This is a genomic window from Streptomyces sp. NPDC050549 (assembly GCF_040655035.1).
Taxonomy (GTDB): Bacteria; Actinomycetota; Actinomycetes; order Streptomycetales; family Streptomycetaceae; genus Streptomyces.
Window position 1 is genome coordinate 180,790 of the sequence record NZ_JBFAJD010000006.1, and the last position, 26,313, is coordinate 207,102.

Annotated in this window: 29 protein-coding genes and 3 pseudogenes; 10 read left to right on the forward strand and 22 right to left on the reverse strand. The window is 69.7% G+C overall.

Annotated features, from left to right (window positions below; genetic code table 11):
- Positions 1-49: 49 nt before the first annotated feature.
- Both AB0I51_RS12120 and AB0I51_RS12125 read left to right on the forward strand, forming a co-directional pair.
- Positions 50-829 carry a hypothetical protein gene (locus AB0I51_RS12120; RefSeq protein ID WP_362973983.1) on the forward strand — a complete coding sequence of 260 codons (780 nt, stop codon included), beginning with the start codon at positions 50-52 and terminating at the stop codon, positions 827-829.
- Between the two features lie 167 nt (positions 830-996).
- A pseudogene (locus tag AB0I51_RS12125) lies at positions 997-2,076 on the forward strand (IS701 family transposase); the annotation flags it as partial.
- A 518-nt stretch (positions 2,077-2,594) separates the two neighbouring features.
- Here AB0I51_RS12125 and AB0I51_RS12130 read toward each other — a convergent pair.
- On the reverse strand, positions 2,595-2,921 hold the full coding sequence (locus AB0I51_RS12130) for a carboxymuconolactone decarboxylase family protein (protein WP_362973985.1): 327 nt from the start codon (positions 2,919-2,921) through the stop codon (positions 2,595-2,597).
- Positions 2,922-3,156: 235 nt separating this feature from the next.
- Between AB0I51_RS12130 and AB0I51_RS12135 the strand changes: the two genes are divergently transcribed.
- The 5 genes and pseudogenes from AB0I51_RS12135 to AB0I51_RS12155 all read left to right on the forward strand — a co-directional run bounded on the left by AB0I51_RS12135 (position 3,157) and on the right by AB0I51_RS12155 (position 5,319).
- On the forward strand, positions 3,157-3,525 hold the full coding sequence (locus AB0I51_RS12135) for an amphi-Trp domain-containing protein (protein ID WP_362973987.1): 369 nt from the start codon (positions 3,157-3,159) through the stop codon (positions 3,523-3,525).
- A gap of 101 nt (positions 3,526-3,626) precedes the next feature.
- Positions 3,627-3,825, forward strand: a pseudogene (locus AB0I51_RS12140) (transposase); the annotation flags it as partial.
- Positions 3,826-3,962: 137 nt separating this feature from the next.
- Complete coding sequence (locus tag AB0I51_RS12145; RefSeq protein WP_362973989.1) at positions 3,963-4,094, forward strand: hypothetical protein; 132 nt, start codon at positions 3,963-3,965, stop codon at positions 4,092-4,094.
- Between the two features lie 286 nt (positions 4,095-4,380).
- A complete protein-coding gene (locus tag AB0I51_RS12150; RefSeq protein WP_362973991.1) occupies positions 4,381-4,713 on the forward strand; it encodes a helix-turn-helix transcriptional regulator in 333 nt (110 codons plus the stop codon).
- Positions 4,714-4,854: 141 nt separating this feature from the next.
- Positions 4,855-5,319, forward strand: coding sequence for an HD domain-containing protein (locus tag AB0I51_RS12155; protein WP_362973993.1), 465 nt, complete (start codon positions 4,855-4,857; stop codon positions 5,317-5,319).
- 336 nt (positions 5,320-5,655) lie between these two features.
- On the opposite strand, the gene AB0I51_RS12160 is transcribed toward AB0I51_RS12155, so the two are convergent.
- From AB0I51_RS12160 to AB0I51_RS12170, 3 genes are all read right to left on the reverse strand, one after another.
- Positions 5,656-6,186 (reverse strand): hypothetical protein, encoded by a 531-nt coding sequence (locus AB0I51_RS12160; RefSeq protein WP_362973995.1) that lies wholly within the window; start codon positions 6,184-6,186, stop codon positions 5,656-5,658.
- A 113-nt stretch (positions 6,187-6,299) separates the two neighbouring features.
- Positions 6,300-6,632 (reverse strand): winged helix-turn-helix domain-containing protein, encoded by a 333-nt coding sequence (locus tag AB0I51_RS12165; RefSeq protein WP_362973997.1) that lies wholly within the window; start codon positions 6,630-6,632, stop codon positions 6,300-6,302.
- A 69-nt stretch (positions 6,633-6,701) separates the two neighbouring features.
- Complete coding sequence (locus tag AB0I51_RS12170; protein WP_362973999.1) at positions 6,702-7,391, reverse strand: hypothetical protein; 690 nt, start codon at positions 7,389-7,391, stop codon at positions 6,702-6,704.
- A gap of 265 nt (positions 7,392-7,656) precedes the next feature.
- Here AB0I51_RS12170 and AB0I51_RS12175 point away from each other — a divergent pair, with 265 nt between their 5' ends.
- On the forward strand, positions 7,657-8,130 hold the full coding sequence (locus AB0I51_RS12175) for a peptidoglycan-binding domain-containing protein (protein WP_362974001.1): 474 nt from the start codon (positions 7,657-7,659) through the stop codon (positions 8,128-8,130).
- A 54-nt stretch (positions 8,131-8,184) separates the two neighbouring features.
- Here AB0I51_RS12175 and AB0I51_RS12180 read toward each other — a convergent pair whose 3' ends face one another.
- The 13 genes and pseudogenes from AB0I51_RS12180 to AB0I51_RS12240 all read right to left on the reverse strand — a co-directional run.
- On the reverse strand, positions 8,185-10,050 hold the full coding sequence (locus AB0I51_RS12180) for a cellulase family glycosylhydrolase (protein ID WP_362974003.1): 1,866 nt from the start codon (positions 10,048-10,050) through the stop codon (positions 8,185-8,187).
- Positions 10,051-10,280: 230 nt separating this feature from the next.
- Positions 10,281-11,117: a PIG-L family deacetylase gene (locus AB0I51_RS12185; RefSeq protein WP_362974005.1), complete on the reverse strand. Its 837-nt coding sequence runs from the start codon at positions 11,115-11,117 to the stop codon at positions 10,281-10,283.
- Between the two features lie 221 nt (positions 11,118-11,338).
- A complete protein-coding gene (locus AB0I51_RS12190; RefSeq protein ID WP_362974007.1) occupies positions 11,339-11,692 on the reverse strand; it encodes a DoxX family protein in 354 nt (117 codons plus the stop codon).
- 150 nt (positions 11,693-11,842) lie between these two features.
- The gene (locus AB0I51_RS12195; protein ID WP_362974009.1) at positions 11,843-12,616 is read right to left on the reverse strand and encodes a TIM barrel protein; all 774 of its coding nucleotides are present in this window, start codon (positions 12,614-12,616) and stop codon (positions 11,843-11,845) included.
- A complete protein-coding gene (locus AB0I51_RS12200; protein ID WP_362974011.1) occupies positions 12,613-13,542 on the reverse strand; it encodes a sugar phosphate isomerase/epimerase in 930 nt (309 codons plus the stop codon). The genes AB0I51_RS12195 and AB0I51_RS12200 overlap by 4 nt, the downstream gene beginning before the upstream one ends.
- The gene (locus tag AB0I51_RS12205; RefSeq protein ID WP_362974013.1) at positions 13,539-14,150 is read right to left on the reverse strand and encodes a nucleoside deaminase; all 612 of its coding nucleotides are present in this window, start codon (positions 14,148-14,150) and stop codon (positions 13,539-13,541) included. The genes AB0I51_RS12200 and AB0I51_RS12205 overlap by 4 nt, the downstream gene beginning before the upstream one ends.
- 14 nt (positions 14,151-14,164) lie before the next feature.
- The gene (locus tag AB0I51_RS12210) at positions 14,165-15,691 is read right to left on the reverse strand and encodes a GMC oxidoreductase (RefSeq protein WP_362974015.1); all 1,527 of its coding nucleotides are present in this window, start codon (positions 15,689-15,691) and stop codon (positions 14,165-14,167) included.
- Positions 15,692-15,725: 34 nt separating this feature from the next.
- The gene (locus tag AB0I51_RS12215) at positions 15,726-16,856 is read right to left on the reverse strand and encodes an ROK family protein (protein ID WP_362974203.1); all 1,131 of its coding nucleotides are present in this window, start codon (positions 16,854-16,856) and stop codon (positions 15,726-15,728) included.
- A 26-nt stretch (positions 16,857-16,882) separates the two neighbouring features.
- Positions 16,883-17,776, reverse strand: a complete 894-nt coding sequence (locus AB0I51_RS12220; RefSeq protein ID WP_362974017.1) for a carbohydrate ABC transporter permease — start codon at positions 17,774-17,776, stop codon at positions 16,883-16,885.
- Complete coding sequence (locus AB0I51_RS12225) at positions 17,773-18,726, reverse strand: sugar ABC transporter permease (RefSeq protein WP_362974019.1); 954 nt, start codon at positions 18,724-18,726, stop codon at positions 17,773-17,775. Before AB0I51_RS12225 ends, AB0I51_RS12220 begins: the two co-directional genes overlap by 4 nt.
- A gap of 7 nt (positions 18,727-18,733) precedes the next feature.
- Positions 18,734-20,035, reverse strand: coding sequence for an extracellular solute-binding protein (locus tag AB0I51_RS12230; protein WP_362974021.1), 1,302 nt, complete (start codon positions 20,033-20,035; stop codon positions 18,734-18,736).
- Positions 20,036-20,244: 209 nt separating this feature from the next.
- Complete coding sequence (locus AB0I51_RS12235) at positions 20,245-20,499, reverse strand: ATP-binding protein (protein ID WP_362974023.1); 255 nt, start codon at positions 20,497-20,499, stop codon at positions 20,245-20,247.
- A 22-nt stretch (positions 20,500-20,521) separates the two neighbouring features.
- Positions 20,522-21,100: pseudogene (locus tag AB0I51_RS12240) on the reverse strand (beta-L-arabinofuranosidase domain-containing protein); the annotation flags it as partial.
- Between AB0I51_RS12240 and AB0I51_RS12245 the strand changes: the two are divergent.
- Complete coding sequence (locus AB0I51_RS12245; RefSeq protein ID WP_362974025.1) at positions 21,000-21,443, forward strand: substrate-binding domain-containing protein; 444 nt, start codon at positions 21,000-21,002, stop codon at positions 21,441-21,443. The pseudogene AB0I51_RS12240 and the gene AB0I51_RS12245 sit on opposite strands and share 101 nt — an antisense overlap.
- Positions 21,444-21,544: 101 nt before the next feature.
- Here AB0I51_RS12245 and AB0I51_RS12250 read toward each other — a convergent pair whose 3' ends face one another.
- Both AB0I51_RS12250 and AB0I51_RS12255 read right to left on the reverse strand, forming a co-directional pair.
- Positions 21,545-22,030: a response regulator transcription factor gene (locus tag AB0I51_RS12250; protein ID WP_362974027.1), complete on the reverse strand. Its 486-nt coding sequence runs from the start codon at positions 22,028-22,030 to the stop codon at positions 21,545-21,547.
- On the reverse strand, positions 22,027-22,818 hold the full coding sequence (locus AB0I51_RS12255; protein WP_362974029.1) for a histidine kinase: 792 nt from the start codon (positions 22,816-22,818) through the stop codon (positions 22,027-22,029). The genes AB0I51_RS12250 and AB0I51_RS12255 overlap by 4 nt, the downstream gene beginning before the upstream one ends.
- Before the next feature lie 175 nt (positions 22,819-22,993).
- On the opposite strand from AB0I51_RS12255, the gene AB0I51_RS12260 reads away from it, so the two are divergent.
- Complete coding sequence (locus tag AB0I51_RS12260; protein WP_362974031.1) at positions 22,994-23,278, forward strand: hypothetical protein; 285 nt, start codon at positions 22,994-22,996, stop codon at positions 23,276-23,278.
- A gap of 71 nt (positions 23,279-23,349) precedes the next feature.
- Here the strand turns inward: AB0I51_RS12260 and AB0I51_RS12265 are convergent, their stop codons facing one another.
- From AB0I51_RS12265 to AB0I51_RS12275, 3 genes are read right to left on the reverse strand one after another with little or no spacing between them, the layout of a single operon-like run.
- Positions 23,350-24,438 (reverse strand): ABC transporter substrate-binding protein, encoded by a 1,089-nt coding sequence (locus AB0I51_RS12265; protein ID WP_362974033.1) that lies wholly within the window; start codon positions 24,436-24,438, stop codon positions 23,350-23,352.
- A 59-nt stretch (positions 24,439-24,497) separates the two neighbouring features.
- A complete protein-coding gene (locus tag AB0I51_RS12270) occupies positions 24,498-25,376 on the reverse strand; it encodes an ABC transporter permease (RefSeq protein ID WP_362974035.1) in 879 nt (292 codons plus the stop codon).
- Positions 25,373-26,233, reverse strand: coding sequence for an ABC transporter ATP-binding protein (locus AB0I51_RS12275; protein WP_362974037.1), 861 nt, complete (start codon positions 26,231-26,233; stop codon positions 25,373-25,375). Before AB0I51_RS12275 ends, AB0I51_RS12270 begins: the two co-directional genes overlap by 4 nt.
- Positions 26,234-26,313 lie beyond the last annotated feature (80 nt).

Consider the following 26,313-nt stretch of genomic DNA (forward strand, 5'->3'; position numbering starts at 1 on the left):
GTTCTGATCACGTAGCCTCTCCTGGCACGCACACGACAAGGGGAGAATCATGAGAGGCAGAACGGCCTGGGCCGCGGCCGGCGGGGCGGCGGCCCTGGTGCTGGTGACGGCGACCGGGGCGCACGCGGAGGGGCGGGGCGATGTCCGGGTGGTGAAGACCGTCGTCAACGGCGGCGGCAACGTCATCGTGGGCACGTCGAAGTCGATCCGCTACCCGGTCGACATCACCGTCAAGGACAACTCGGGGGTGAAGGGGCTCACGCACGTCAGCACCTTCAACAAGACGAGCGCCTACACCTTCGCGACCTGGAACGACGACTCGTCCTGCACCAAGAAGAGCGCGACGACCTCGGTGTGCCGGGCCACGGTGACCATCGACCCCGCCTGGATCGCCGACAGCGACGACATCGACTCCAACAAGGTCGCCGGCGTCTGGCAGATCAACGCCACCGTCAAGGCGAACGACGGCGACTACTGGATCTCCGACCACATCGCCGAGTACAAGGTCAAGCGGGCCGCCCAGCTCACCACCGTGATCGCACCTGCGAAGGTCGACAAGAACGCCAAGGTCACCGTCACCGGCAAGTTGGCCCGCGCCAACTGGGAGGACCGCAAGTACCACGGGTTTCCCGGGCAGCAGGTCAAGCTCCAGTTCAGGAAGAAGGGCGCCGCCCACTACGCCACGGTCAAGACCGTCACGACGGGCAACACCGGGCAACTGACCACCAAGGTGACCGTCACGTCGGCAGGCAGCTGGCGCTGGTACTTCCCCGGCACCACATCCACCTCGCTGAAGGCGTCGGCCGGGGACGCAGTCAGCTTGAACTAGTACTCCAGTTGCACTTCTCCATATGCCCTGGTCGCGGGGCCCTTTCGGAGTCTAGTTGGCTGACGCTGCATCAGGTTGGTGGTGGTTCGTGACTCACTCGATCGGGGCGCGTTGAACCGGTTGTGGATATCGAGAGCGATACCGAAGTCGGTTCATGGGATGCCGAGTTGGAGTCGTTGCTGCTGCGGGTGGGCGAGCGGTTCGGCCGCGTCGAGCCGCGGCGGCGGATGCGGGACTACGTGCGTGGCCTGCTGGGCCCAGTGGGCAGGAAGAATAGCTGGCAGATAGCCGAGCACGCAGGCCATGACACCCCGTATGGGTTGCAGCGGCTGCTGTCGTGGTGCCAGTGGGAACCCGACGAGATCCGTGATGACCTGCAGAATTACGTTGCTGAGCGGCTCGGGCAGCCGGACGGTGTGCTGATCGTCGACGACACCGGCTTCCTCAAGAAGGGCACCGTCTCCGCCGGAGTACAACGCCAATATTCCGGCACCGCAGGCCGCACGGAAAACTGCCAGATCGGGGTGTTCGCCGCCTACGCCTCCGCCAAGGGCAGGGCCCTGGTGGACCGCGAGCTCTACCTGCCCAAGTCCTGGACCGGAGATCCGGACCGGTGCCGCGCCGCCCGAATCCCGGAGGGCAGGTCCTTCGCGACCAAGCCGGAACTCGCACGCGCCATGGTCCGGCGGGCGCTGGATTCTGCCCTGCCGATCGCCTGGGTAACCGCCGATGCGGCCTACGGACAGGAGTGGCACTTCCGGCAGATCCTGGAGGAGGCCCGCGTCGGATACGTCCTGGCGGTGCCCAAGTCCCAGCAGGTCAAGTCGCCTGCGGGCAGTTGGCGCATCGACCATGTCCTGGCCGGTGCCCCGGCCGAGGCATGGGAGCGGATCTCCTGCGGGGACGGGGCGAAGGGGCCGCGGGTCTACGACTGGGCCGCGGCCAAGCTGCCCACCATCGACGGTTGCGATCCCACCCACTACCGCTGGGTTCTGGCCCGCCGCAGCCTGGCGCGTCCCGAGGAGATCGCCTACTACCTCGCCTTCGCCCAGGCAGACGTGACGGTAGCCGAACTCGTCCGGGTCGCCGGCGCCCGGTGGGCCATCGAGGAGTGCTTCCAGGCCGCGAAGAACGAATGCGGCCTGGATCAGTACGAAGTCCGCCGCTACGTCGGCTGGTACCGGCACATCACCCTGGCCATGCTCGCGCACGCCTTCCTGGCGGCGATGACCGCCCAGGCCCTCGAAAAGGGGGCCGGAGAAACGGTTCGAGCAGCCTCGTTCCCCTCACCGTGGCAGAAATCCGAAGGCTGTTGGACCTTGCCCATTCCTCCGCAGCCCGGCACCAGTCACCTCGACGCCGTCTCCACTGGTCCCGATGGCGACGCCGCCACCAGGCCGTCGCCCGCCACTGCCACTATCAGCACCGCGCGCACCCCGATCGGGTGAGTCACGAACCACCACCAACCTGATGCAGCGTCAGCCAACTAGACTCCGAAAGGGCCCCGCGACCAGGGCATATGGAGAAGTGCAACTGGAGTACTAGTACTCCAGTGTGACTTCGCGATCAGATCTAGCCGTCCGAGTGGCTGTTGAGCCGTCGTCGGCAGTGGGCGCGTCTGGCCTGTGCCTGGGGGGCCTGCGCCAGTCGGGTCTTGTGGAGGCTGCGGCTTGAGGGCCTCGGTCGCGTGATTCGGCGTCGAACCTCGCTCTGGAGGCCCGTTCCAGGCACGGCATTGATCACCGATGCCGGGCGGAGCCGGTTCTCAGCCCTGGGACTCGATCTCGGTGTCGGCGACGGCGATGGCGACGCCGAGAGCCGTGGCGATGTTGCCGGCTGCGGTCATGACGCGGGCGGTGCCCACGATGGGTGCGATGGCGACCAGGACGTCCTGCAACTGGTCGGCGGTCAGGCCGGCCTTGAGGGCGGGGTCGATGTGTGCCACGTACGAGATCGGCGGGGCGTCCGAGGCGGCGAGCGCGGCGATACGCGTGAGGATGAGCAGGTCCGGGGTCATCCCGCATCGCTCGATCGAGTCGACTGTCATGGCGGCGAGGGTGTCAAGGACAGGTGTTTCCGATGAAGTGGACATACCGTATGCCCTCCTGGTGAGATTCGACCCCGAGAGACATCAGGCGGAAAGAACCGAGTTCCGCGAACGAGGGGGTTCCTGTCCACCGTAGAACGCTTCCGCGCCTCGCGCGCGGGGGCGCATGGTCCGTCGCGCCGGAGAGAAGCTCCGGGCGCCTGGCCGTGAGGATGTCCGATCTCGCGTATGGCCTCAGAATGGGCGTAATCGACTCTTCTCTTCCCAAGGGGAGACACCCATGAAGGACCTGAAGTTCGAGCAGAAGCGCTCTCTGTCGCGCTTTGAGGCTGCTGACCATCTCTCGGCACTCGCAGCCGCACTGAGGGAGGGCGGGGATGTCGAGCTGGAACTCGGCCTCGGAACGCTCAGCGTGCGGATCCCCGACGACCTGCGCACCGAGACAGAGGTCGAGATCGGCAATGGGGAGATCGAGCTGGAGATCGAGTTCAAGTGGCCGACCACGCCGCCCCGCACGACGCCGTCGCGAACGGTCGCAGCCACGAAGAAGGCCGGAGGAGCCAAGAAGGCGACCGCCGAGCCCGGCCGAAGCAGCACGCGCACCAGTAGGAGCAAAAACACCAAACGGTCCGCATCGAAAGCGACCTGAGGCATCCGCCACCGACTCCCGCGGCAACCGACGAAGGGCCCGCCTGGAAGGGAAACCTCCTGAGCCGGCCCTTGTCCCTGTGACATTGCCACGCCTGCCGCACCAACAAAATCCACCTGGCCTGCGACGGTGCCGGCCGCCCGCTCGCCTTCATCCTCACGGGCGGCAACACCCAACGACTGCAACCAGTTCACCGCCGTGATGGAAGCAATGCGAGTGCCCCGCATCGGCCCGGGACAGCCCCGGGCGCGGCCCGACCGCGTGCTGGGCGACAAGGGGGCCAGCTCCCGGCCCATCCGCGCCCCGAGCGGTCCGACCGGATTCACAACCGGTGGAACGGTACTTGCGCCGCCTGGAGCAATGGCGCAGCATCGCCTTCGGTGTCGCAGCAGCCCACAGTTCTCGAGCGGCCGCACCGGCGTTGTCTTTCTCAGGACATGGCGGAATCCGGCCTGGGCCATGGCCCGGGCCAGGGCGAACGCGTTGCCGCCCAACGCCCATACGTGGTCGAGGTCCTCCAGCCGTTCGGGGAGTTCTGCGGGGGCGGCGAAGTAGTCGCGGGCGCGTGAACGGCCGTATTCGTCAAGTGTGTTCAGGACGATGCCCGCTCTGTCGGTAGCAGGGGTGGAGGGCAGGGCGGATGGTCGGCTGTCGGGGGACAGGAACCAGGAACTCGGCAACAGCCGCCTCAGAACCTCTCGGTGATGACGACCACACGGTGACGACCCGTCATATCGCCGTGAATGGGGCTTGGTTGCTGAGTCGTCCGGTGAGTCGGCCGCGTTCGCGCTTCGTCACCTCCTCTGGGCAACCCGTATATGGGCTATGTAGAGTACGAGTATGGGTATGCCGCGTATGACCCTGCAGACTCAACTGGTGCTGCGGGCTTTGCTGGAGGACCCTGCCAGGCAGCGGTACGGCCTTGAGCTGTGCGAGCTGGCGGGGCTGCCGTCGGGCACGATCTATCCGATCCTGGCCCGGCTGGAACAGTTCGGCTGGTTGGAGAGCAGTTGGGAGGACCCGGCTGTGCACGAGGTGGAGGGGCGCCCGCGCCGCCGCTTCTACGGGATTACGCAGGACGGTGCCGAGGAGGCCCGCGAGGCACTGGCGCGCACTTACCGGTCCCGGAAGCAGCCCTTGCCGGGGTGGGTCAGTGCTCACCCCGCCGCTGAGGGAGAGGCATCATGAAGAGGCCGCGGCGGTTTCCGCCGTCCCCGACCGCGCGGACGGACCTGAAACCGACGCCTTGAGAGCGTCATCGCCGCAGTTCGCCCGCATCACCCGGGCGTCGGCGCCGGTCTGCTGGAACGCGCCCATGCCGAGGCCTCGATGTGGCACGCGGGGCAGAGGCGGCGCAGCGGTGACCCCTACATCACCCACTGCCTTGCCGTGGCCGCCATCGTCGCCGAACTCCGTATGCCTCCACCCGTGGTGTGCGCGGCGCTGCTCCACGACGTGGAGGACACCGCCTGCCCGCCGCGGCGAATCGCCGATCAACTCGGCCAAGAGACAGCCGACTTGATCGCAGCAGTTCGCACCGCCGTGGTCTCCGCGCACCCGCAGGCCGGCAAAGACGCCGCGTTCGCCTCCGATGCCGCCACTCCGTCATGGGAGAGGGCCGGACGTCGCTGCCGGTCCCGGACCGTGGAGTGCCCTCGGCGAACACAGCCAGCCGCAGTACGAGATAGCGGCCGATCCCGACGAGCGCGGTGGCCGACAAGTACACCGTCTGCTGCAGGACGAGTCCGGCCCCGGGGCGGAGCGCGGCCAGCGCACCGACCGCGGCGGACGTGACCAGCCAGCCGAGGGTCATGGTGGCAGCGCTCTTCAAGTGGCCGGCCAGACCGGGCCGTCCGTGGCGGAACGAGACGCGGGCGTGCAGCTCGGTGGCAACTACGGTGGAGGCGACGGTGGTCAGCGCGTTCGCCGCCGTCCACGGAATCCACTGCGAGAGCAGGATCAGAGCCGCAGAGGCCGCCAGGGTGAGCCCACTGCCCAGCCCGGCGAAGCGCCCGAAGGCCACTGCGTGCCTACGGATCAGTCGCAGGCTGTTCATGGTGATCCCCTCCCTGGCCGCTGCCCCTGGCGGGGCCGTCGTCGTCATGCCGCACAGCGTGGCTGCCACCCGATTCAGCGCGGTTTCAGGGCGTTCTCGGGGGTGCCGGAGGTGGTGAAACCGGTGTGCAGTGTGCCGACCCCGACCCCGACCGTGATCAGGTGGACGTGTGGAGACATGGCGGCAGCAGAGCTTCGGGGCGCGCGCGCCGGACGCCGCAAGTCAGTCGGTGCCGTCGCCCGGGCCGGCTGCCGGCCGGGCATGGTCGCTTCCTCGTCACGCAGGGTCCACATGGGTACCGCTTGGGCGGGCTCGTCGGTCACCCGCAGCTGGTGAGAGCGGTACTCGTCGTTCGCGTCCTCGACAGCGAATCCGGCCGACGCCAGGATCGCGGCCATCGCCTGCATCATCGCGGCCGCGATCTCGCTGGAGTGACACAGGACGGGATCGTCGAGCAGCCGAAGGCGGAAGGCGCGACCCGCGCGCTCTCGCAGGCGCGGGCTGATCAGCCAGCCCACATACACGCCGTCGGGGGCGTCGGCCCCATCGTCGACTTCCACCTCCGCGCCACTGGCCAGAACGCGATCCAGGTCGGGCGTGAACACCGGAAGACCACCAGCGGCCGGCTCACTGTGCACCCTCAGGCCCCTGCCCCGCAGCGGAAAACGCCCTTCGACGGCCCGGTGCGAGCCCGCAGCGCGTGCAGCAGCGGCGGCAATCACGGTCGTACGGCTCGATACCCCTCACGCCGGGGGAGGGCCCGAGAGGCATCACGGTTCACGGGCCTCTCGCCCCGCGCCTGCCCGAGCAGCGCGGCCCCGAGCGGGGTCAGGGTGTGCAGGACCGTCGGGCCGATCTGCCGGCTGGTCGTCAGCCCGGCGTCGCGCAGCACCGAGGCGTGCCGGCTGGCGGCGGACTGCGAGATGCCCACGACCTGGGCGAGTTCTCCCGTGGTCAGCCCGTCCGCGACGCACCGCAGGACCCGCGCGCGTGTGCTCCCGAGCAGTGCGCCCAGCGGCACGTGTTCCGCGGGGAGTGCTCCCTCGGGCACCGCCGGGTGGTTGAGCGGGTACGAGAGTACGGGCGGCAGGTCGGCGTCGGCCAGAGCGACCGGCGTCCATCATGAGAAGTACGTCGGCACGATCCTTATCCCGCGTCCGCGCAGATGGAGATCGCGGTCCGTCCGGTAGTCCACTTCGAGGACCGGCGGGCGCCAGCGGAACCGGGCTCCCGGAATCGACCGGAGACCCTCGACGCCCCCGGCCGGCAGCGCGCGGGCGAGCAGGGCACGGTGCACGACGATTCCGCCGGCCACGCGTTCCGTGAACGGCGCGACGGCCACCTCGTGGTACCGGCGGATCAGCTCGGTCAACTCCCTGTGCTCGGCCCCCTGATCCAGCCGCAGCGCCCAGGACGGCACCGGAGAGAGCCGGTCCAGGAGGCGTAACTCGGCGCGCACGACCCGCCCGGGCATACGGAGGTTGCCGTCGGGGGCCGCGCCGATGCCGCCCTCGGACTCCGGCGGCGTCAGGAAGTCGGGCAGGTACGGCCCGAGGGCGTACAGCGGGAACAGCACCTCGCGCACGGGCCGGGCCAGCCCGGCCGTGTCCAGGTCGGCCCGGACCGTCCGGTGCCAGGCCGCGAACTGCCACCGGCCGCCGCGCGACTGCAGCCGTTGGAGTGTCGAGAGCACTTCCCCCATCGGGTCGGGCTCCGCGGCGACGCGGACACGGGCGAGGTCGACCTCGGTGAAGTGAATACGGAGTGCGCGATTTCCCCCGAAGAGCTCCACATTTGCGCTCAGGCGCAAGAGTGTGTCGCCGCTGACGAGACCCTGCCAAGGTTCCGCCAGGTCAAGAAGGCTCCGTGGCCGAATCCGACGTTCGACCGTCCGAACGAGGAGGAACTCGCGTGTTTTCGAAGAGAGCCGAGGCGACCGCCGGCACCATCGCGGCCCTGACCGCCGGAGTCCTCGCCCTGAGCGCCAGCCCCGCGTCCGCGAGCGGTACCTACAGCGGCCTGGCCTACGTCTACGGTGCGGGGTCTTCACCGACGACTGGGACAACGAGGGCATTGTGGACACCAGCCACAACACCCAGTCCAACGCGACCCGCCTGTGGCAGAAGGTCCTGTGGGCCGACGGCGAACTCGCCGCCTCCGACATCGACGGCGACTTCGGACCCATCACCAAGGCCGCGACCGCGAGGTGGCAGACCAGGTTCCGGGTCACCAGCGACGGCTCGGCCGGGCAGAACACCTGGACCGCGGCCGGCAACTGGCTGCGCAACTCGTCCAACGGATTCGACGGCACCGTGGCCCGGTACATCGGCACCGAGTTCATCATCGACGTCACGCGCGACAGCAACGGCTACTACCACTTCCTGGACGGCACCGGCGCCGGCCGCATCGCCGGATACAACTACCGGACCTGCTGGGCAGCAGCCGCGAGGCCGGGGTCGGCTGTGCGGGGACTGTTCGGCGCGCTGCGTGGCGGCAGCGGATCAACCTACGTTCGACTGGGAAGTCGGTCGCCCGCCGCTGGTCCGTGATCGTCAAGGACACCGGGGCCGCCCCCGGAGCGTCGCCGACGTCTCCCGTGCGGGTCAGCGGACCAGTTTGCGGCACAACAGGGCCGCGGGGCCCGGTGAGCTGCCGGTGCGGGTGGTGTACGCGATACCGGCGGCGTACTCGTCGTCCGCGCACTGGCCCTTGTAGTCGCCGACGGCGAAGTCACCGCCGGCGTCGCCGGGCCGGTTGTCGGAGCGGTCGAACCACACTGTGCGTCCCGCTCCCGCGAGTGCGGTACCGGCGGGAGCGCAGAGGGCGGCCGACGTGCGCACGTCCCGGTGGCTGTAGCCGATGAGGAACTGGCCCTGGGCGCATTGGAGTTTGGTGTAGCCGAAGGCCCAGTCGCCGCCCTGGGGGACGTTGCGTTCGTCGGTGACGACCGTCTGGGCGCCGTCGGCGGCACGCAGGTTGCCCGCGGTGACGTCCGTGCACAGTCCACGACCCGAGGTGTGCCCGAGACCGATCAGCCGCAGCCCGTCCGGGCAGGCCGCCTTGGAGGCGCCCGGGTCCCAGTCGCCGGTGGCGCGCACCCGTACGGACTGGACGTAGTCGCCGTGGTCGGTGGCGAGCATCTGCCAGGCGGGGACCGGGGCGACCGGACCGCTGAGCGAGGCGGCGGACATCAGCCGCTGCCAACCGGCGGCGCGCCAGTCCGCGTCGTCCAGGAGGCCGTGCCGGGTGCCGTCCGTGTCGTAGCGCAGCAGGGCCCAGTCGTCGTGGCCCTGCCAGCCGACCAGTGGCCAGTAGGCGAAGTCGGCGTCGTGGTCGGCGAAGTAGTCGGTCACATTGCCGAACCAGGTGCGTGCCGCGGCGCCGGTCTCGCCCGCTCCGATGCCGAACTCACTGATCCACACGGGGGCGGTGTAGTGCTTGCCGGTCTCCTCCGAGACGAAGAACGCCTCGTCGTACAGGGCCTGGAACAGCGCGTCGCGGCTGAGGTCCTGGTAGCGCGGATCACTGGTCTCGCCGATGCCGGTGGCGCCGCTGTGGTGGGGACCGGTATAGCCGTAGAAGTGGGCCGAGTACAGGAGTTTGTGGGCGGCCACCAGGGTGTGCGACAGCGTGCGCGCAGGGGTGAGCAGGGGGCGGCCGTGGGCGAAGCCGTCGATGGGCAGGCCGGTCCAGTTGATGCCCTCGATGACGATGAGCAGGTTCGGGTCGGCCTCGGTGAGGATGCGGTCGGCGGCGAGTTGGGCGGCGGCGTACCAGTCGTGCGCGTCGCCGCCGCCCCAGTTCGGGTCGTCCCAGACGTCACGGCGTACCTCGTTGTAGAGGTCGGCTCCCACCACGCGGGGGTCGGCGGCGTAGCGGCGGGCCATGAACACCCAGTCGTCCGCCCACTGCTGGGTCGACTGGCTGCTGTTCCACCGCTCGTTGCCGTCGATCCCGCAGCACCAACGGGACGTGTTGGTGTGGTTGTTGAGGATGACGGCGAAGTCGGCCGACGTCAGTGCGGAGACCACGGCGTCGAACACCCCGAGCGGCGTCCGGCCGCGCAACTGCGGGTTGGCCGCCACGGCGGCGTCCGGTACGGCGGTGGTGTCGTGGATCATCTCGTCGGAGAACGGCAGCCGGATGCTGTTGATGCCCAACTTGTGGAAGTCGGCCATGAGTTGAGCAAGGGACACACGGTCCAGGCCCAGGGGAATGCCGTAGGAGTTCTGCCCGGCGTGGTGATTGGCGCTGTCGGCCTCGCTGCCGCTGCCGGTCCAAGAGCCCTGGGCGCCGTCCCAGTTGGCCGACTTCAGCCGGAAGCGGTTGCCGTTCGCGTCGACGATGTAGCGCCCGCGTGTGGACAGGGGCGGCTGCCAGGAGCTCTCGGCAACGGCGGGTGCGGCGGGGGTGGCCACCGGAGTCGCGGAGGCGGCCCCCACGGACGGGAACAGCAGGGAAACGCCCATGACGAATAGTGTCAGGTACCGGACAAGTTTGGTCATGGGGTGCCTTCCGCGCAGATCCCGATCCCGACAGATGGCAGCGCTCTCGAAGTCCCGCAGCAGCCGCCCGGGGGACAGTACCCGTGACCTGCGAACCCGTCGACGGACAAAGTGCCCACTCGATTGCGCCCGCCCGTGCCCGGCCAGGAGACACGCGCAAACGCTGCGCCTTCCCGGCCGGGCGGGCGGACAGGTCAGCGCAGTCCGGCGAAGAGATCGTTCTCGGGTACGGCCGTACCGGTTGCGTCCTTGACACGTAGGAACGTCTCGATGCCCATCAGCTCACCGAACCGCTCCTTGCCCATTTTGAGGAAGAAGATGTTGTCGCCCTGACTGGCGTGTGCGGCCAGCGAGTCGAACTTCTGACCGCTGAACGCGGTGGCGTCCACCCACGTGGTGATCTCGTCGTCAGGGAGACCCAACTCGGCCATCGCGGCGGTCTCGGCGGGATCCGGCTCCGGCATGTCCGGGTGGAACTCGCGAATGATCTCGCCGAACCGCCGCATCATCGAGCGGGGCATCGTGGTCCAGTACGCCTTCGGTGTGAGCTCGGTCGCCATCTCCAGCGCGGCCATCGTGATGCGGTGGGCCTGGATGTGGTCGGGGTGGCCGTAGAAGCCGTTCTCGTCGTAGGTCACGACCACATCGGGCCGGTAGTGCCGCATGAGGTCCGCGAGCCGGGCCGCGCCTTCCTGCACAGGGGTCTGCCAGAAGGATCCGGGGGCCTCGTTGCTGGGCCAGCCCATCATCCCGGAGTCGGCGTAGTCCAGCATTTCCAAGTCACTGATCTTCAGGACGTCGCAGCTCGCCTCGAGTTCTTGGCGGCGCATCAGGGCGACGGCCGCCGGATCGTGGCCGGGATCGCCCGGCTTGACACCTCCGGGTCCGTCACCGCAAGCGCCGTCGGTACAGGTCACGAGCACCGTGCGGATGCCTTCCGCCGCATAGCGAGCGAGGACCCCTCCGGTTGTCGTGGCCTCGTCGTCGGGGTGGGCGTGTACCGCCATGAGCGTCAAGGGCCGGTCAGCCATGAAAAGTCCTCCAACAGAAAATACGTCGCGGTCCACGGAGCGTGGCGCGTCCACCACCATCCTGGGGCCCGGATCCCGGTGCGGCGGACGACCTCGCGGTCGACGTGTTCCCCGCCCGTACGGCGCCGGGCCCTCGGCCGGTGCAACCGCGCGGACCGGACCGGCTGTTCCCGGCGCGGCCGATTGGCCTCGCGGGCTTTCGTGCTCGTCCCCGGCGGCTGTCAGGCGCCGGGGACCAGCAGGCCCAGAGTCAGGGCAGCCGCCGCGGTGGCGAGGAACACGATCCCGCCGGCGATGTTGCGGGAGCCCACCCTCAGGTGGGCGATGATCGCGCCGATGAAGTACAGCACGAGCCCGGAAGCGGCAAGGGTTCCCAGGAACGGCACGGCGAGCCCGGCCAGCAGTCCCGCGGTGCCCGCTGCCAGCAGCATGCCCAGAACCGGTACCCATTTCCGGGGTATGCCCTTCATGTCCGCCTGGGTCTTGGGGTATTCATGGCCGATCAGGTAGGTGACGGCGGCGGCACCGTTGAAGACCGCGCCGAGGAGGGTGACCGTGAGGTAGGCGGCGAACACGTTTTCTCCGGTTCTGAGGGGACGGCGACGCTGGGCATCCCGTTGCGGGATGCCGATCTCCTGGACGACGAACCGGCGCCCCGATTTCGTGACATCGATGGGCAGCGGCCTCGTGCGCGGATGACCTCGCCCCCCGCAGTCCCTCAGCCGTCAAAGGAGGCCACGGGCGGCGGCGTGGACGTGGCTGCTGTCGCCGAGTGGTGTCGCTTCGATGCCTACGTAGCCGTCGTAGCCGGCCTTTTGGAGCCAGGCGAGTTCCGCGGCCCAGTCGATGATCCCGGTGCCGAATTCGTGGCGGCCTGGTATGTCGGCTGCCTGGACGTGCCCGATCAGCGGCACGGCGCCCTGGACCTCGGCTCCGAGGGGCTCGCCGTTGAGGATGGCGTGGTAACGGTCGTAGAGGAAGCGGGCGTTGGGGAGGCTGAACGTCCGGAGGAGGGAGAGTGCCGACCGTGAGTCGCAGAGCAGGGCGTTGGGACCCTCGTATGCGCGATTGACGACCTCCACGAGCAGTTCGAGGCCGTGCCCGCCGGTTTCCTCTCCCGCCCGTGCGAGCGCCTCGGCCGCGTGGCGGAGCTGGGTGGCGGGCTCGATTCCCGGGACGACGTCCCCGGCGAGGACCACGAGCCCCGGTGTGTTCAGTTGTCGGGCCGCGTCGGCTGCGGCCCGGACGCGGGAGAGGAACTCGTCGTGCGACGACGGGTCGCCCAGGTCGCACTTGTCCCGCCACGACTCGACGCACAGCGTGATCAGGCGTGTGTCGGTGGCGTCCAGTGCGCGGGTGAGACGGGGCAGGTCCTTGTCCCACCACTCCCAGATCTCCACCGCGCGGAAGCCGGAGTCGGCCGCGGCGCGTACGCGGTCGTCGAGTGGCCGGTCGCCTTCGAGGAACATCAGCTCGACGCAGGCGGAGAAGTCGATCACGGGCGAACTGCCTTCCGTGCCACGGCTGTTCCGGCTCTGAGCGCGGCGACCGGGTCGGCCGCCTCGTCCAGTTCGATGAGTACGGTGTCGGCGCCGGGGGTGCGGGACATGGCCTCGGCCCAGCCCCGCCAGTCGACGATGCCCGTGCCCAGTTCGGTCATGTAGGGCTGCTGCTGGGTGAAGACCGTTTCGTCGATGGTGAGTTCGACGTCGATGGGCTTGACCGCGTCCTTCCAGTGGGCGAGGGCGATGCGTGGGGTGTGGCGGCGGGCCACCGCCACCGGGTCGCCGCCGCCGAGGGCGATGTGGCAGGAGTCGGGGCACAGCCAGACGTAGCGCGGGTCGGTCAGGGCCATGAACAGGTCGATGTCCCGCTCGTACCAGAGGGTGCTGTTGGACTCCGTGTGGAAGGCGAGCTTCACGCCGAGACGCGACACGGCCTCTCCGACCGCGTGCGCGATGTCGGCCATGCGCGTCATGTACGCGGCGTCGACGAAGAAGGGCGGCCGCGTGCCGAACGTCGTCCGCATGGGCAGGCCGGCTACCAGGAGTTCCGCGCCCACGTCGGCGAGGAAGGCCGCGCGGCGTCCGGCGTCGGCGACGATCGCGGGGAGGTTGTCGCCGTCCCGCCAGTCGGGGGTGTCGCTGTCGGCGATGAACGCGCTGACGACGGACAGGCCGCGGGCCGCCAGCTCGCGGCGGAAGGCGGGTGCGCTGCCGAAGGCCCGCAGGGCCGAGTCGATGTCGCCCGGGGCGAAGGTCAGCTCGATGCCTGTGACACCGGCCTCGACGAGCGCGTCCATCACCCGTGCCCAGAAGCGTTCGGGGTGGGCCAGGGCCCAGTCGCGTACGGCGTCGGCGGAGGGGAGGTCCCAGAAGTCCGGGTGGTAGAAGGTGATCACGTCGGTGGCGACGCGGGGGGTCACGCGGTACCTCCGCGGGCGTTGTAGACGACGATTCCGTCGGCCGCGTCCACAGCGTCGCGGTAGTTGCGGAACACGGCCAGCGCCTCGTCCCGGAGCACGTCTCCTACGACTTCGATGCCACGGGCCTCGAACTGCTCGGCCCAGTCCGCGCCGAGGGGCCCCTCGTCGAACGTGGTGATCTCCTCCAGCTCCGGGCCGTCCCCCGCGACCACGAGACCGCGCACCCCGGACCACATCGTGGCGCCGTAACACTGGATGCAGGGACGCCAGTTGACGACGAGTTCGTGGGCGGGCAGTCCCTCGGCGCCCAAGTCCCAGCCACCAGTGGCCGTTTGGGCAAGGCCCAGCGCGACAACCTCCGCGTGTGCGCTGGAGACGCCGGAGGTGAGGACGACGTTCACGCCCACCGACACGAGCCGGCCGGTGTCGCGCTCGGCGACGAGGGCCGCGAACGGACCGCCGTTGCCCTCCCGCCAGTTGCGGTCCGCGAGTCGGTGCACGAGCCGCATCCGGTCCTCGCGGCCGGGGACGACGGCGGGCACGTCGGCCAACTCGTCGTCGATCCACGCCGGCAGCGCCACGCGGTATTCCTTGACTGTGCTGATCACGGTCCAACTTCCTTTCAGCGCGCGGCGAGCGGCGCGGTGCGGGTGGCGACGGCCCGGGCGGCCCGTACGGCGGTCACCGCGCCGGTCAGGGTGACGTTGGCGGCCATCGCGGTGGGGATCACGCCGTTGCCGGCGACGTAGAGGTTGTCGTAGCCCCATACCCGGCCGTCCGGGTCGCAGACGGTCGTGCCGTCGTCGGCGGTACCGGCCCGGACCGTCCCGGTCAGGTGCAGGGAGGAGCCGGGCGGCAGCAGTGCGAGTTCCGTGGCGGGGTCGAACGGGCCGAACTCCTCGGCCAGTGACCGGACTTCGGCGAGCGCCCGGTCGATGAGCGCGCGGTCGGTGTCGGAGTGGCCGAACTCGACGCGGATGCGCGGCAGTCCCGCGAGGTCGGTCTCCGACTCCGAGAAGACGAGACGGTTCTCGGGACGCGACTCGACCGGGGCGTACAGGGTGAGGCCCACGGCGTGCGCGAGAGGGTGCCCGTCGTCGTCGACGTACGTCCGGTTCATGATCTGCCCGTGGAAGGGCTGTGCCGTCCCGTTCTGCGGCAGCCAGAGCGAGTCCGTGCTGAACTCGCCGGTGCGCGGCAGGGGCAGGTCGTCGCGGGCGATGCCGAACCGGTCCAGGTCGAGCAGCACCCGGGCGGTGATGAACGCGTGCTCGTTGAGGTGGCGGCCCAGGGCTGGGGGGCGGATGTCCGAGGCGAACAGCAGCTGCGGGGTGCGCAGCGCGTCCGCGCACACGATGACGGTGTCCGCGTGGAGTTCGGTCTCCGTGCCGTCGGCGACGCGGCGCAGTCGGGCGCCGGTGGCACGGTCGTCCGAGAGGAGCAAGCGGGTGGCGAGTGTCCCGGTCAGCAGGGTGAACGCCGGGTCTCCGGCGGATGCGACGGGCGGGAAGATCGTCCCCGGCGCGGTGCGCGGCATGGGGCCGGCCGCCGTCGCCGTGACGGCCATGGGCATGGGCTGCGGACGCCGGTCTGCCGGTGCGGTGCCGTCGTAGCGCCTTCGCAGTACGTCGAGGACCAGACGGCCGACCTCGGTGGGGCCGATGGGGGAGGGAGTGACGGCGAGCAGTCGGCGCGCGGTGTCCAGGTCCGCCTCCCATCCGGCCGGGTCGCCGAAGTCGAACACCTCGTCTCCGGCGGGCCACGGGGTCGCGGCGGTCCAGTGCACGCCCATGCCGCCCGCGTTCCACGCCAGTGCCGTCGCGGGCATCGCCTCGGTGTCCTCGCCGAAGGCCAGCGCGTGGAACATGCCGGGCGTCAGGCCGGTGAGGCTGTCCGCGACCTCGCGCACCACCTCGGCGCCGGTGTACATGCCCTGGATGCCGCTGACGACCTGTTCGTTGTAGCGCGACCACAGGACCGGGTCGTCGACGTCGTGCAGGTGCAGCCCGGGTCGCTCGCCGATGGCGCTGCCGCCGTCGACCATCGTGATCTCCAGCCCCGGATCGCTGTCCCGCAGCAGTCGGGCCACGGCGGATCCCATGATGCCGCTGCCCACGATGAGGACGTCGGTGTGCGGGGTGTCGGTCACAGGGGAACTCCAAAGTCGTCTGATGCGGGGGGAGTTACGCGCCGGGGACGAGCGGGCCGAACAGCTCCGTGTCCATGCGGTCCAGCGCCATCTTCACGGCGCCGATCAGCGCGGCGTCGCGGCCCAGGCTGGTGGCGCGAAGCTCGATCGCGGGGGTGCGGGCGAGGCGCATCGCCTCGCGGACGCGGGGCAGCAGCACGTCGGCCGCGTCCTCCAGGCCGCCGCCGAGCACGATGAGCGACGGCGCGACCGTCCATGACAGTGTGGTGAGGATCGAGGTGATGTTCTCGACGAACTCGTCGACCTCGGCGAGCGCTTCCGCGTCTCCCGCGCGGGCCGCCTCGAAGCGGTCCAGTGCGACCCCGCGTCGATCCGCTTCGGGTGAGGTGAGCCAGGCGACCGGGCGGTTCTCGACCGAGCCGACCGGTATCGAGTGCGCCTCGATGATCTCGCCGGCGGCCCCGTCCAGGCCCCGGTGCACGGCGCCCCGGATGAGGATGCCGAGGCCGGTCCGGTTGCCGAGGACCGCCCAGACGACGTTGTCGTGGTCGTCTGCCGCACCCCGCCAACGCTCCGCCAGCGCACCGAGGTTGGTGTCGTTGTCGGCGAACCACGGCACCCGGACGCGCCGCCCGAGCTCGTCGGGCAGACGCACGCCCTCCCAGCGCGTCGTGTGCACCAGACGTCGTACGACACCTTCGTCGTCGATCGCGCCACCGGCCGCGACCGCACCGGCGCGCAGCCGCTCCGGCGAGCCGCCCGCGTCGTCGAGCGCCTCCCGTACGAGGGCCGCCGCGTCGTCGAGCGTGGACTGCGGGTCCTGGTAGGCGCGCAGCGGGCGCTGCGCCCGACCGAGGATACGGCCGCGGACATCGGCCACCACCGCGGACACGTCCAGGGTGCTGATGCGGACGGCAGCCAACAGGGCGTGTTCCGCGCGCAGTTCGTACCGGCGGGCGGGACGGCCGGCGCAGCCGCTGGTCGGCACGCGGTCGAGCTCGGTCACCCAGCCCGCCTCGATGAGCGAGTCCAGGATCAACTCGTTGGTACGGCGGGAGAGTCCGGCCTGCTCGGCGAGCTCGGTCAGTGTCATCGGCCCGGCCGACACCGCCAGCGTACGCAGAATCACCGACGTGTTGACGCGGCGGACGGCGCTCTGGTTCATCCCGTTGGTCGTGGACTTCAGCCGGCTCACCTCATTCCCGTTCCGGCGATGCCCTGCACGAAGTACCGCTGCAGGAACAGGAAGAGCACGAGCACCGGCAGCATGACGACCACGGCCCCCGCGAGCATCAGACCGTAGTCGGTCACGTGTGCCGCCGCCTGGCTGGTGGCCGCGAGGCCCACTGGGAGCGTGTAACTGGAGGTGCTCTGGGCGACGACGAGCGGCCAGATGAAGTAGTTCCACGAGTTGAGGAACGACATGATCGTGATCGTCGCGACCGCCGGGCCGGCCAGCGGGAGGAAGATCCGGAAGAAGATACGGAACTCACCGGCCCCGTCGATGCGGGCGGCTTCCAGCAACTCGTCGGGGATCGACGACGCGTACTGCCGCATGATGAACACCGACATCGGCATCGCCAGACTGGGCAGCGCGATACCAGCCAGGGTGTCCGCCAGGCCCATGTCGACGGTCAGCACGAACTGCGGGACGAACACCGCCGTGAACGGCACCATCATCGCCGCCATGACCGCGCCGAACGCGAGCCGCCTGCCCGCGAATTCGAGTTTCGCGAGCGCGTAACCGGCGGCCGACGCCGCCACGATGTTGCCGACCACCACCATGGCCGCGACCACGATGCTGTTGACCATGAACCGGCCGAAGCCCTGCGTCCTGAACAGCCGGGTGAAGTTGTCGAGCGTGACGTGGTGGGGGAGGAGGGAACCGGGGTCGGAGCGGATCTCGTCGAGGCTGCGCAGCGAGCCGCTGATCCCCCAGAGGAACGGAAGCAGGGTGAGCAGCGCGCACAGGACGAGTGCGGCGTAGAGCAGGGGCCGGGCAACGGGCCGTGGCCGTACGGCACTTCGGGCGGTGGCCGCGAGCGTGGTCATGTCGGTGTTCTGCGACGAGGTGACGGCGGTCATGCGCGGGGCCTCAGCATTCGGAACTGGACGATGCTCACCAGGGCCACGAGCAGCAGGGTCACGAAGGAGGCGGCCGAGGACACCCCGAATTCGCCGACCCCGAACTGGTGGTACGTGTACAGCGCCACGGACTCGGTGGAGCCGAGGGGGCCGCCGTCGGTGAGCAGGTAGGGCTCGTCGAAGACCTGGAGGTAGAAGACGGTCAGCAGGACCGACACCATGAGGGTGGTGGGCAGCAGCAGGGGGACGGTGATGTGCCTCAGCTGCCGCCATTTTCCCGCCCCGTCGAGGGCGGCGGCCTCGTAGACGTCCTGCGGGACGGACTGGAGTCCGGCGAGGAAGAGGACCATCGCGGTGCCGAAGTTGCGCCAGACGCCGAGCAGGATGACCACGGGCATGGCCAGGTGCTGGTCGTCCAGCCAGTTCGGCCCGGCGAAGCCGACCGCGCCGAGGACCTTGTTCACCGTGCCGCTCGGGTTGAAGGCGTACTGCCAGATCAGGGCGGCCGCGACGATGTTGGTGACGACCGGTGCGAAGAACACGGTACGGAAGAGGCCGCGCAGCCGCTGGATGCCGGAGTTCAGCGCGACGGCCAGCGCGAATCCGACGCCCATGGTGAGCGGTACGCCGACGGCCACGAAGACGGCGGTGTTCAGGATGTCCCGCAGGAAGGTCTGGTCCTGGAACAGCCGGAGGTAGTTCTCCAGGCCGGTGAAGTTGACGGCGAACGGATGTCGCAGATCCGCGCCGTGCAGGTCGGTGAGGCTGAAGCCGAGCGCGGCCACGGTGGGGATCGCCGTGTAGAGCAGGAACACGGCGATGAACGGGGCGAGGAACAGCCAGGCGACGGCCGTTCGCCGCAGGCTCCGGTTGCGGGCGCGTGCGGGGGCCGTGACCGGCCGGCCGCGCGGTCCCGTGCGCGGCGCCCGGGGGGTGAGGGTGGTGGTCATCGGCGGCTCACTTCGTGCTCGTGCCGACGCTCTCGGCGTACGCCTGGATGTTCGCGGCGGCCTTCGCCGCGGTCTCCTTGCCCTTGGCCACGGCCTCCATCTCCTTGCCCAGCCGGGTCGCGACCTGCTGCCAGGTGCTCACCTGCGGGAACGCCCGCGCCTTTGTCAGCTGCGTGAAGAAGGCGTCGAGGAGCGGCTGCCCCTTGATGGCCGGGTCGTCCCAGGCCGACACGGCCGCCGGCAGCGAGCTGTATGCCTTGAACTGCGCGACCTGGGTGCTCGGCTTCGAGACGTAGCGGATGAATTTCCACGACGCGTCCGCGTTGCCGCCGGTCGTGAGCACACCCCAGCTGCCCCCGCCGGAGAAGGATGCGCTGCTTGCGGCGCCGGCCGGCAGTGGCGCGGTGGCGACGTGGGCCGTCGTCCAGCCGGTCTTCTTCGCGGCGGTGTCGAGCTGGCCGACGACCCAGGGGCCGGTGATCATGCAGGCGGTCCTGCCGGAGACGAAGTAGGGCTGGGAGTCGAGGAAGGTGGGGGTGGCGGTGTCGGCGACGCCCGAGGTGAAGAACGACGCGTTGTACTTGATCGCGTCGACCGTCGCCGGCGTGTCGAGCGTCCACTTGCCGTCGGCGGAGAGCAGGGAGCCGCCGGCCTGCCAGGCGTACATCGCGGCGTCCTGGCCGTTGAAGATGTCCCAGCCGTTGTCGGCCCCGAGCCCGTGCACGGCTCCGGCACCCTGCAGCGCCTTGAAGAACGGCACCATCTCGTCCCACGTGGTCGGCGCCTTGACGCCTGCCTTCCTGGCGAGGTCGACGCGGTAGACGAGGGCGTACGTGTACGCGTACCAGGGCACCGTGTAGGCGACGCCCTTGGCCACACCGGCGTCCCACAGGCTCTTGAAGAAGCTGCCGGAGTCGACGAGCCCGTCCGGCACGGGCCGCAGGATCGACGGATCGAGGAACTGCGCCTGCGACTCGGGGAAGAACTGGGCCACGTCCGGGCCCTTGCCCGCCGCTATCGCCGCCTGGAGCTTGGTGTAGTACTCGGAGTTCGGTATCAGCGTGAACTTCACGGTGACGTCCGGGTTCGCGGCCCTGAACGGCTTGATCACCTTGTCGAGCACGCTGGCGTCGTCCTGGGTGGCCCAGACATTGACGGTGCCGGTCGCCGGGGCGGTGCCGACCGGCTTGGCGGAGGTCTTCGCGGCGGTGGTCTCGTCGCCGCGCCCGCAGCCGGTCAGGGCGAGGGTGCCGAGGAGAGCTGTGCCGGCGGTCAGTCTGAGAACGCCGCGACGGGAGGGGTTGGACACTCGGTGGCTCCTGTCTCATGACATCGCTGAGGACAGTGATGTTTTTTCGTGAGAAAGCACCTCTTGCGGCTTGGCAGACCCAATGGGTGCGATGACGCCTGTGCGACTGGCAGTAACGCTAAGAAGTACCTATTTCGGCGGCGTGGCGGACCCGTCACGAATAATTTCGGAACTTGTAGCGAAATCGGATACCGCAGGGCGCGGCCGGCCTACCGGCTGGAACGTCGCTTGGCGTGGCGAGGGATCAGGAGCCTGACGCAGGTTCCCCCACCTGGGGCGGAACCGACACTGAGGTGTCCGTTCAACAAATGGCCGCGCTCACGCATGGCCGACAGCCCGGTGCCCGTGGAGACCACCGTGGGGAGCGCGGACCGGTCGGCCGGGACGGAGAGCTGCTGGTCCAGCCCGCGGCCGTTGTCCCTGACCGCCACGCTGAACGCCTGGTCGTCGCTGTCCAGTTCCACGCTCGCCGCCCTTGACCAGCTGGAACCAGGTGTTCAGATAGCCGTCGGGCTGCTGCGCGTCGGAGTCCACGGCGACGCTCCGCTCCACGTCGGCTTCCAGTGCGGCCGAAGGCCCCTGGGCCAGCTGCCAGGACGCCGCCTCCAGCCACTTGTAGACGTCCGTGTCCACGAACGGGTACGCACCCCGGAACCCGCCTTCGACCGTGCCCGCCGCCAGCCGCAGGTTGTGCAAGTTTCCTGCGGATTCCAGGAGTTGGGGGCCCAGCGGGAGTGAGATCCGCGCGTTCACCTCGCGGCGGGTGCTCCAGAAGCCGGCCCGCACCTCGACCGCGGCAGGGGTCAGTGCGGCCTTTGCCCCTGGTCCGGGACGGACCGGCCCGTTGGACGTGCCTCCCTGTTCGGACGGGGTCGGGGCCGGGGAGGAAAGCGCAGCGGAACGGGGCCGGGCATGGCTCTCCGGAGAGGTAGGTGGGAAGCGCGCGTCGGGGACCCGACGGGCGATGCGCGTCAGGGCGTCCCTGAGGTCGGACGGGCGTTGCTCCGTCTCTGGAACCCGCCACGGACTGGACTCACACATCAAGGTGTTGCGCGGCGACAACATCGAGGCGGCCGGCGAGCGTGCCGCCCGCCACCTCCTGGACGCGGACCAACTGCCCACCGCCGTGGTCGCGTTCAACGACCAGAGCGCGATCGGCGTCCTGGCCGGACTCGCCCGCGCCGGTGTCTCCGTCCCCGGAGAGGTGTCCGTCGCGGGATACGACGACGACAGGCTCTCCCGCCTGAGCTGCTTCGACCTGACCACGGTCAGCCAGGGTGCGGAGGAACAGGCCCGCTATGCGGTGGCCGCGGCGGTGGAACGCCTCGACCAGGGCCGCACCGAACCCCGCGAGGTAGTTCTCGCCCCGCACTTCGTCGTGCGCCGGACCACAGCCGAGCCCCGCTGACGTTGTCCGTGCCGCTCACGCATGTTTCCGGGGTCAGGGAGCGGGGCGCGACCGACCGATGTGCGGGCGGTCGGGCCCCGGAGCCTCCGGTAGAACACCTCTCACGAGACGCGGGCCGTGAGGTGGGCGAAGCGCGTGCCCGCGTCGTCGGCGTGGGGCCAGGGTGCGATCTGGGCGAAGCGGTCGACGAGGCCGCGGGTGATGCGCGGCGTGAGGACGGCGTCGCCGCAGGCCACGGCCCGGATCGCCGCCTGCAGTACGGCCGGGACGACGTCCTTGAGGAGGAATCCGCAGGCTCCGGCGCGGAGGCCTTCGAAGGCGTATTCGTCCAGGTCGAAGGTGGTGAGGACGAGAACGCGCGAGGCGGTGCTGGCGGTGATGCGCCGGGTCGCCTCGATGCCGTCCATGACCGGCATCCGTACGTCCATGAGCACCACGTCCGGCAGCGTGCGCCGTGCGGGGTCGACCGACTCCTGCCCGTTGGCGCTCTCGCCGACGACGGTGATGCCCGGCATGGTGTCGAGGAGGCTGCGGAAGGCCATGCGGACGAGCGCTTGCACGTCGGCGAGGAGGACCGAGATCGTCATCGCGGTTCCCCCGGCTTCAGTTGACCGGAGACGGCCCATCGGGAGCCAGTGGGTACCGCCCGGAGGTCACCGTCGAACATGGCGACCGGCTCCCGCATCCCGGTCAGTCCGTTGCCGGGACGTGCTTGGGCTCCGCTTTCGGGGGCCGGACCGCCGTCGTCGGTGACGCTGAAGCCGACCGGGTCACCGTCGCAGTGCAGGACGACATCCACCGTCGACGCGTTCCGAGCGTGCTTGACGACGTTCGTGACTGACTCCTGCAGGATCCGGTAGAGCGTCTGCGCCTGCGCGCTCAGGGTCTCCGGGCTGCCGGTCTCGGTCAGCCGGACGTCCAGGCGGGTGCCGCGGGCCTCGTCCACCAGGGCCCTGAGCGAGCCGAGGTCCGGCTGCGGGGCCCGTTCGCCGCCGTAGTCGGCCCGCAGGACGCCGAGGAGCCGGCGCATTCCGGCGAGCGACTGCCGACCGGTCGACGCGGCTTGGAGCATCTTCCCGCGGGCGCCTTCCGGATCGGTCGCGGTGGTCGCGGCGGCGGCTTCGGAGAGGGCTACGACGACGAGGCCGTGGGCGACGATGTCGTGCATCTCCCGCGCGATTCGGGTGCGTTCGACCGCCGCGGCGAGCTGCGCCTGCTGGGCGCGCTCCCGTTCCAGACGTTCCGCGCGGTCCTCGATGGAGGCGGGGTAGCGGCGCTGCGCCCGCACGGTGGTGCCGAGGAGGAGCGCCGCGGCGTCCAGCCCGCTGAGGATGACAAAGGCGTCGTTGACGCTCGCGGCCGGGGCGAACCGCACCTCGGAGTTCCGGCGGTAGCCGTGCCCCCGCAGTCAGGATGCGTTCAGGTGGCCGCGGCAGGGTCACGCCTCATGACCTACGAACTGTCCGACATCAACGCCCAAGCCCAGGGCCTACACCCGCAGCGGACTCAGCAAGGTCTACGCCGGCAGGGCCGCCGCCGACTACTTCCACGTGAAGGCCGGCGACGCCCGGGTCCCGGACCTCTTCGGAGTCGCGCAGTACGGCGTCGTCCACACGGGCGGCACCAGGAAGATCGCCGAGCACGGCGGCGGCCACTCCGACGACCTCGCCGTCCCCCTCGTCGTCTCCGGCGCCTCCGTCCCGGCCGGCGTCCGCTACTCCGCGCACGTGCAGACCAAGCAGATCGCCCCGACGATCCTGAACCTCCTTGGCCTCGACCCCCGCTCCCTGCAGGCCGTACGCGAGGAACACACCACCGCGTTGCCGATCCGCTGAACCGTCCGCTTGGGAAGCCGGACGGCCGCCCGACTGGCATTCAGCTGGGCGGCCTCGGGCATGGAGCGGGCTCAGCCGTTCGGCCCGGCCGGGGTCGTGGTCGTCTTGAAGCCCTCGGTCTTGTTGGCCTGGACGGCGAAGTCATTGGTGAACGTCTTGCTCAGGTCCACCGACCCCTTCACATTGCCGACCAGCTTCTCCGTCGCCAGAGAGGTCTTCGGGCCGCCGGCCGGCATGAGACCGTCCGGGAGGAACTGGCCCTTGTCCTCATTCAGGGCCGCGATGTAGTCGGCCTTGGTCACCAGCTGGTTCGACACGAACGACGCCGGCAGCTTGTTCGCGATGTCGGCCGCGCTGTGGGTGTTGATCCAGTGCATGGTGGCGACGAGGGCGTCGACGACCTTCTGCACCGTGTCCTTGTGCGCGTTCACCCAGTCGGTGCGGGCGAGCACACTGGCGGCGGGATAGGCACCGCCCATCGCCGCCGTGGCGCCGGAGGTGGTGGCCAGGTCGATCGCGGACGTGCCGACGCCCTTCTTCTGGATCGCGGCCACTGTCGGCTGCGTCGTCATCACGCAGTCGACCTTGCCGTTCTGCAGCGCGGCGATGGCGGTGGAGCCCGCGCCGACCCCGATCCGGTGGAACTGGCTGGTCTTTATGCCCTTCTTGGCAGCCAGGAACTGGGTGAGGGTGTCGGTGCCCGACCCCAGGTCGGTGACGCCGAGGGTCTTTCCCTTGAAGTCGGCGGCCGAGTGGACTCCCGACTTGGCGGTGCACATCTCGCGCTCGCCCGGTGCGCCGGAGAGCTGCACGACGTCCTCGACGGCCTTGCCCTTCGCCTGGAACTCGATCGTGTGGTTGTACCAGGCGCCCGCCATGTCCACCTGGCCCGAGGCCATGGCCTCCTCGGCGCCCACGCCGCCGTCCTGCTCGGTGCTCAACTGCATGTTGACGCCGTACTTCTTGTAGAAGCCGAGCTGCTGGGCGAGCTGGTAGGGCAGGTAGATCTGCTTGTCGAGGCCGCCGGCCATGAGCTTGACGGTCGGCGTGGAGCCCGAACCGCCGGTCGAGGCCGAGGAGTTGCCGGAACAGGCGCTGGTGGCGCCGAGGGCGAGAAGGGTCAGGACGGACGCGGCGACGGCGACGGGTCGTCTGGACATGGCTGATCACATTCCTTTGTTGAGGGTGTTGAGGTGCAGAGGGGGTGAGTGCGGCGGCGTTAGAGGGAGTTCGCCTCGGTCGGGGCCGGCGGGCGCCAGGACAGCAGCCGGTGTTCGAGCTTGCCGATCAGCCACTCGGCGCCGAGCACGATGACCGAGATGACGAGCATCGTGGCGAACACGCCGTTGGGGTCGAAGTTGTTCTGCGCGGTCTTGATGACCAGGCCGAGGCCGCTCTGCGCGCCGAGCACCTCGCCGACCAGCGCGCCGACGATGGCGAAGCCGAAGGCGCTGTGCAGGCTGGCGATGATCCAGGTGAGTGCGGAGGGCACGGTGACGTGTCGGATGATCTGCAGCTGCGAGGCGCCGAGGACCCTGGTGTTGGCGAGGATGTTGCGGTCGACCTCGCGGACGCCCTGGAAGGCGTTGAAGAAGACGATGAAGAACACCAGTACCGCGGCGAGCAGGATCTTCGGCAGCACGCCGATGCCGAACGCGACGATGAAGATCGAGCCGAGGACGATCCGCGGGATCGCGTTGACCATCTTGATGTAGGGGCCGAGCACGTCGGCGAGGAAGCGGCTCTGGCCGAGCGCGACGCCGAAGACCACGCCGGTGACGGCCCCGAGGGCGAAGCCGACGAGCGCCTCCTGGATCGTTGTCCAGATGTTCGAGTAGAAGGACCCGAACTCGGTGCCGTGCCGGAAGAGGTCGACCAGCCGCTTGGCGATGCCGGAAGGCTGCCCGAAGAAGAACGGGTCGACGATCCCCCAGGCTGTGAAAGCCTGCCAGCCGCCGAGGACGAAGACCGCGAGCCCGATGCGTCCCGCCCACACCAGCGCGGTGCGTCGCCGGACGGCGCTCCGGGCGGCGGCCGCGGCCGAGACCTGGGCGCCGTTCGCGGCCGGGGCGGTGGGAACAGCGGACGTCGTACTCATGCCGTACCTCCTGCGGTGCGTGCGTAGGCGCGCTCCACCTCTTCACGCAGGCAGTCCCAGATCTGGTGCTGAAGTTCGATGAAGCGGGGCTGGAAGCGGATCTCCTGCACCGCGCCGCGCGGGCGCGGCAGGTCGATGTCGAAGACCGCCTTGACCGAGCCGGGGCTGGACGTCATGACGACGACCCGGTCGGCGAGTGCCACGGCCTCATCCAGGTCGTGGGTGATGAAGATGACCGACGGACGGATCTGCTCCCACAGGCCGAGGAGTTCGGTCGACATGATCGCCTTGGTCTGCACGTCCAGGGCACCGAACGGCTCGTCCATGATCAGGATCTTGGGTTCGTTGATCAGTGCCGCGGCCATCGCCACGCGCTTGCGCATGCCGCCGGAGAGCTGGTGCGGGTAGCGGTCCTCGAACCCCGTCAGGCCCACCCGGCGCAGCCAGTCGCGTGCCGAGGCGTGGGCCTGCTGCTTGGGCACCCTGCGGAAGACGGGTCCCATCAGGACGTTGCCGAGGACCGTTTTCCAGGGCAGCAGGGCGTCGGTCTGGAACATGAAGCTGACGCCGTCGGTGACGCCGTCCACCTCACGGCCGCCCACAGTGACCGAGCCCTCGCTTGGCCGGTCGAGCCCGGACACCATGCTGAGTGTCGTCGACTTGCCGCAGCCGGTCGGGCCGACCACCGCACAGAACTGGCCCGGCTCCACGGTGAAGGAGACGTCCTGGAGTGCCGTGAACACCTCACCCGCGGGAGTCAGAAAGCGTTTGGTGAGCCCTGAGATCTCGACTCGGGCGCTGTCCTGGCCGGTCGTCTCGGCGACGGGGCCCGTCGCGACGTCGTTTCGCGAAGCCATTTGAGGCTGTCTCCTTCCCCTCTCGGAGGTCCTCGGAGGTCGAGGAAGGCAGACGCTAGAGGCCGTGCGGTGTTACGTCG

Bases quoted from the DNA above. Each gene is read 5' to 3' on its own strand.
- AB0I51_RS12120 (WP_362973983.1), top strand. From the start codon at position 50: ATGAGAGGCAGAACGGCCTGGGCCGCGGCCGGCGGGGCGGCGGCCCTG.
- AB0I51_RS12130 (WP_362973985.1), bottom strand. From the start codon at position 2,921: ATGTCCACTTCATCGGAAACACCTGTCCTTGACACCCTCGCCGCCATG.
- AB0I51_RS12135 (WP_362973987.1), top strand. From the start codon at position 3,157: ATGAAGGACCTGAAGTTCGAGCAGAAGCGCTCTCTGTCGCGCTTTGAG.
- AB0I51_RS12145 (WP_362973989.1), top strand. From the start codon at position 3,963: ATGGCGGAATCCGGCCTGGGCCATGGCCCGGGCCAGGGCGAACGCGTT.
- AB0I51_RS12150 (WP_362973991.1), top strand. From the start codon at position 4,381: ATGACCCTGCAGACTCAACTGGTGCTGCGGGCTTTGCTGGAGGACCCT.
- AB0I51_RS12155 (WP_362973993.1), top strand. From the start codon at position 4,855: ATGTGGCACGCGGGGCAGAGGCGGCGCAGCGGTGACCCCTACATCACC.
- AB0I51_RS12180 (WP_362974003.1), bottom strand. From the start codon at position 10,050: ATGGGCGTTTCCCTGCTGTTCCCGTCCGTGGGGGCCGCCTCCGCGACT.
- AB0I51_RS12185 (WP_362974005.1), bottom strand. From the start codon at position 11,117: ATGGCTGACCGGCCCTTGACGCTCATGGCGGTACACGCCCACCCCGAC.
- AB0I51_RS12215 (WP_362974203.1), bottom strand. From the start codon at position 16,856: ATGAACCAGAGCGCCGTCCGCCGCGTCAACACGTCGGTGATTCTGCGT.
- AB0I51_RS12220 (WP_362974017.1), bottom strand. From the start codon at position 17,776: ATGACCGCCGTCACCTCGTCGCAGAACACCGACATGACCACGCTCGCG.
- AB0I51_RS12225 (WP_362974019.1), bottom strand. From the start codon at position 18,726: ATGACCACCACCCTCACCCCCCGGGCGCCGCGCACGGGACCGCGCGGC.
- AB0I51_RS12245 (WP_362974025.1), top strand. From the start codon at position 21,000: ATGCGCGTCAGGGCGTCCCTGAGGTCGGACGGGCGTTGCTCCGTCTCT.
- AB0I51_RS12250 (WP_362974027.1), bottom strand. From the start codon at position 22,030: ATGACGATCTCGGTCCTCCTCGCCGACGTGCAAGCGCTCGTCCGCATG.
- AB0I51_RS12265 (WP_362974033.1), bottom strand. From the start codon at position 24,438: ATGTCCAGACGACCCGTCGCCGTCGCCGCGTCCGTCCTGACCCTTCTC.
- AB0I51_RS12270 (WP_362974035.1), bottom strand. From the start codon at position 25,376: ATGAGTACGACGTCCGCTGTTCCCACCGCCCCGGCCGCGAACGGCGCC.
- AB0I51_RS12275 (WP_362974037.1), bottom strand. From the start codon at position 26,233: ATGGCTTCGCGAAACGACGTCGCGACGGGCCCCGTCGCCGAGACGACC.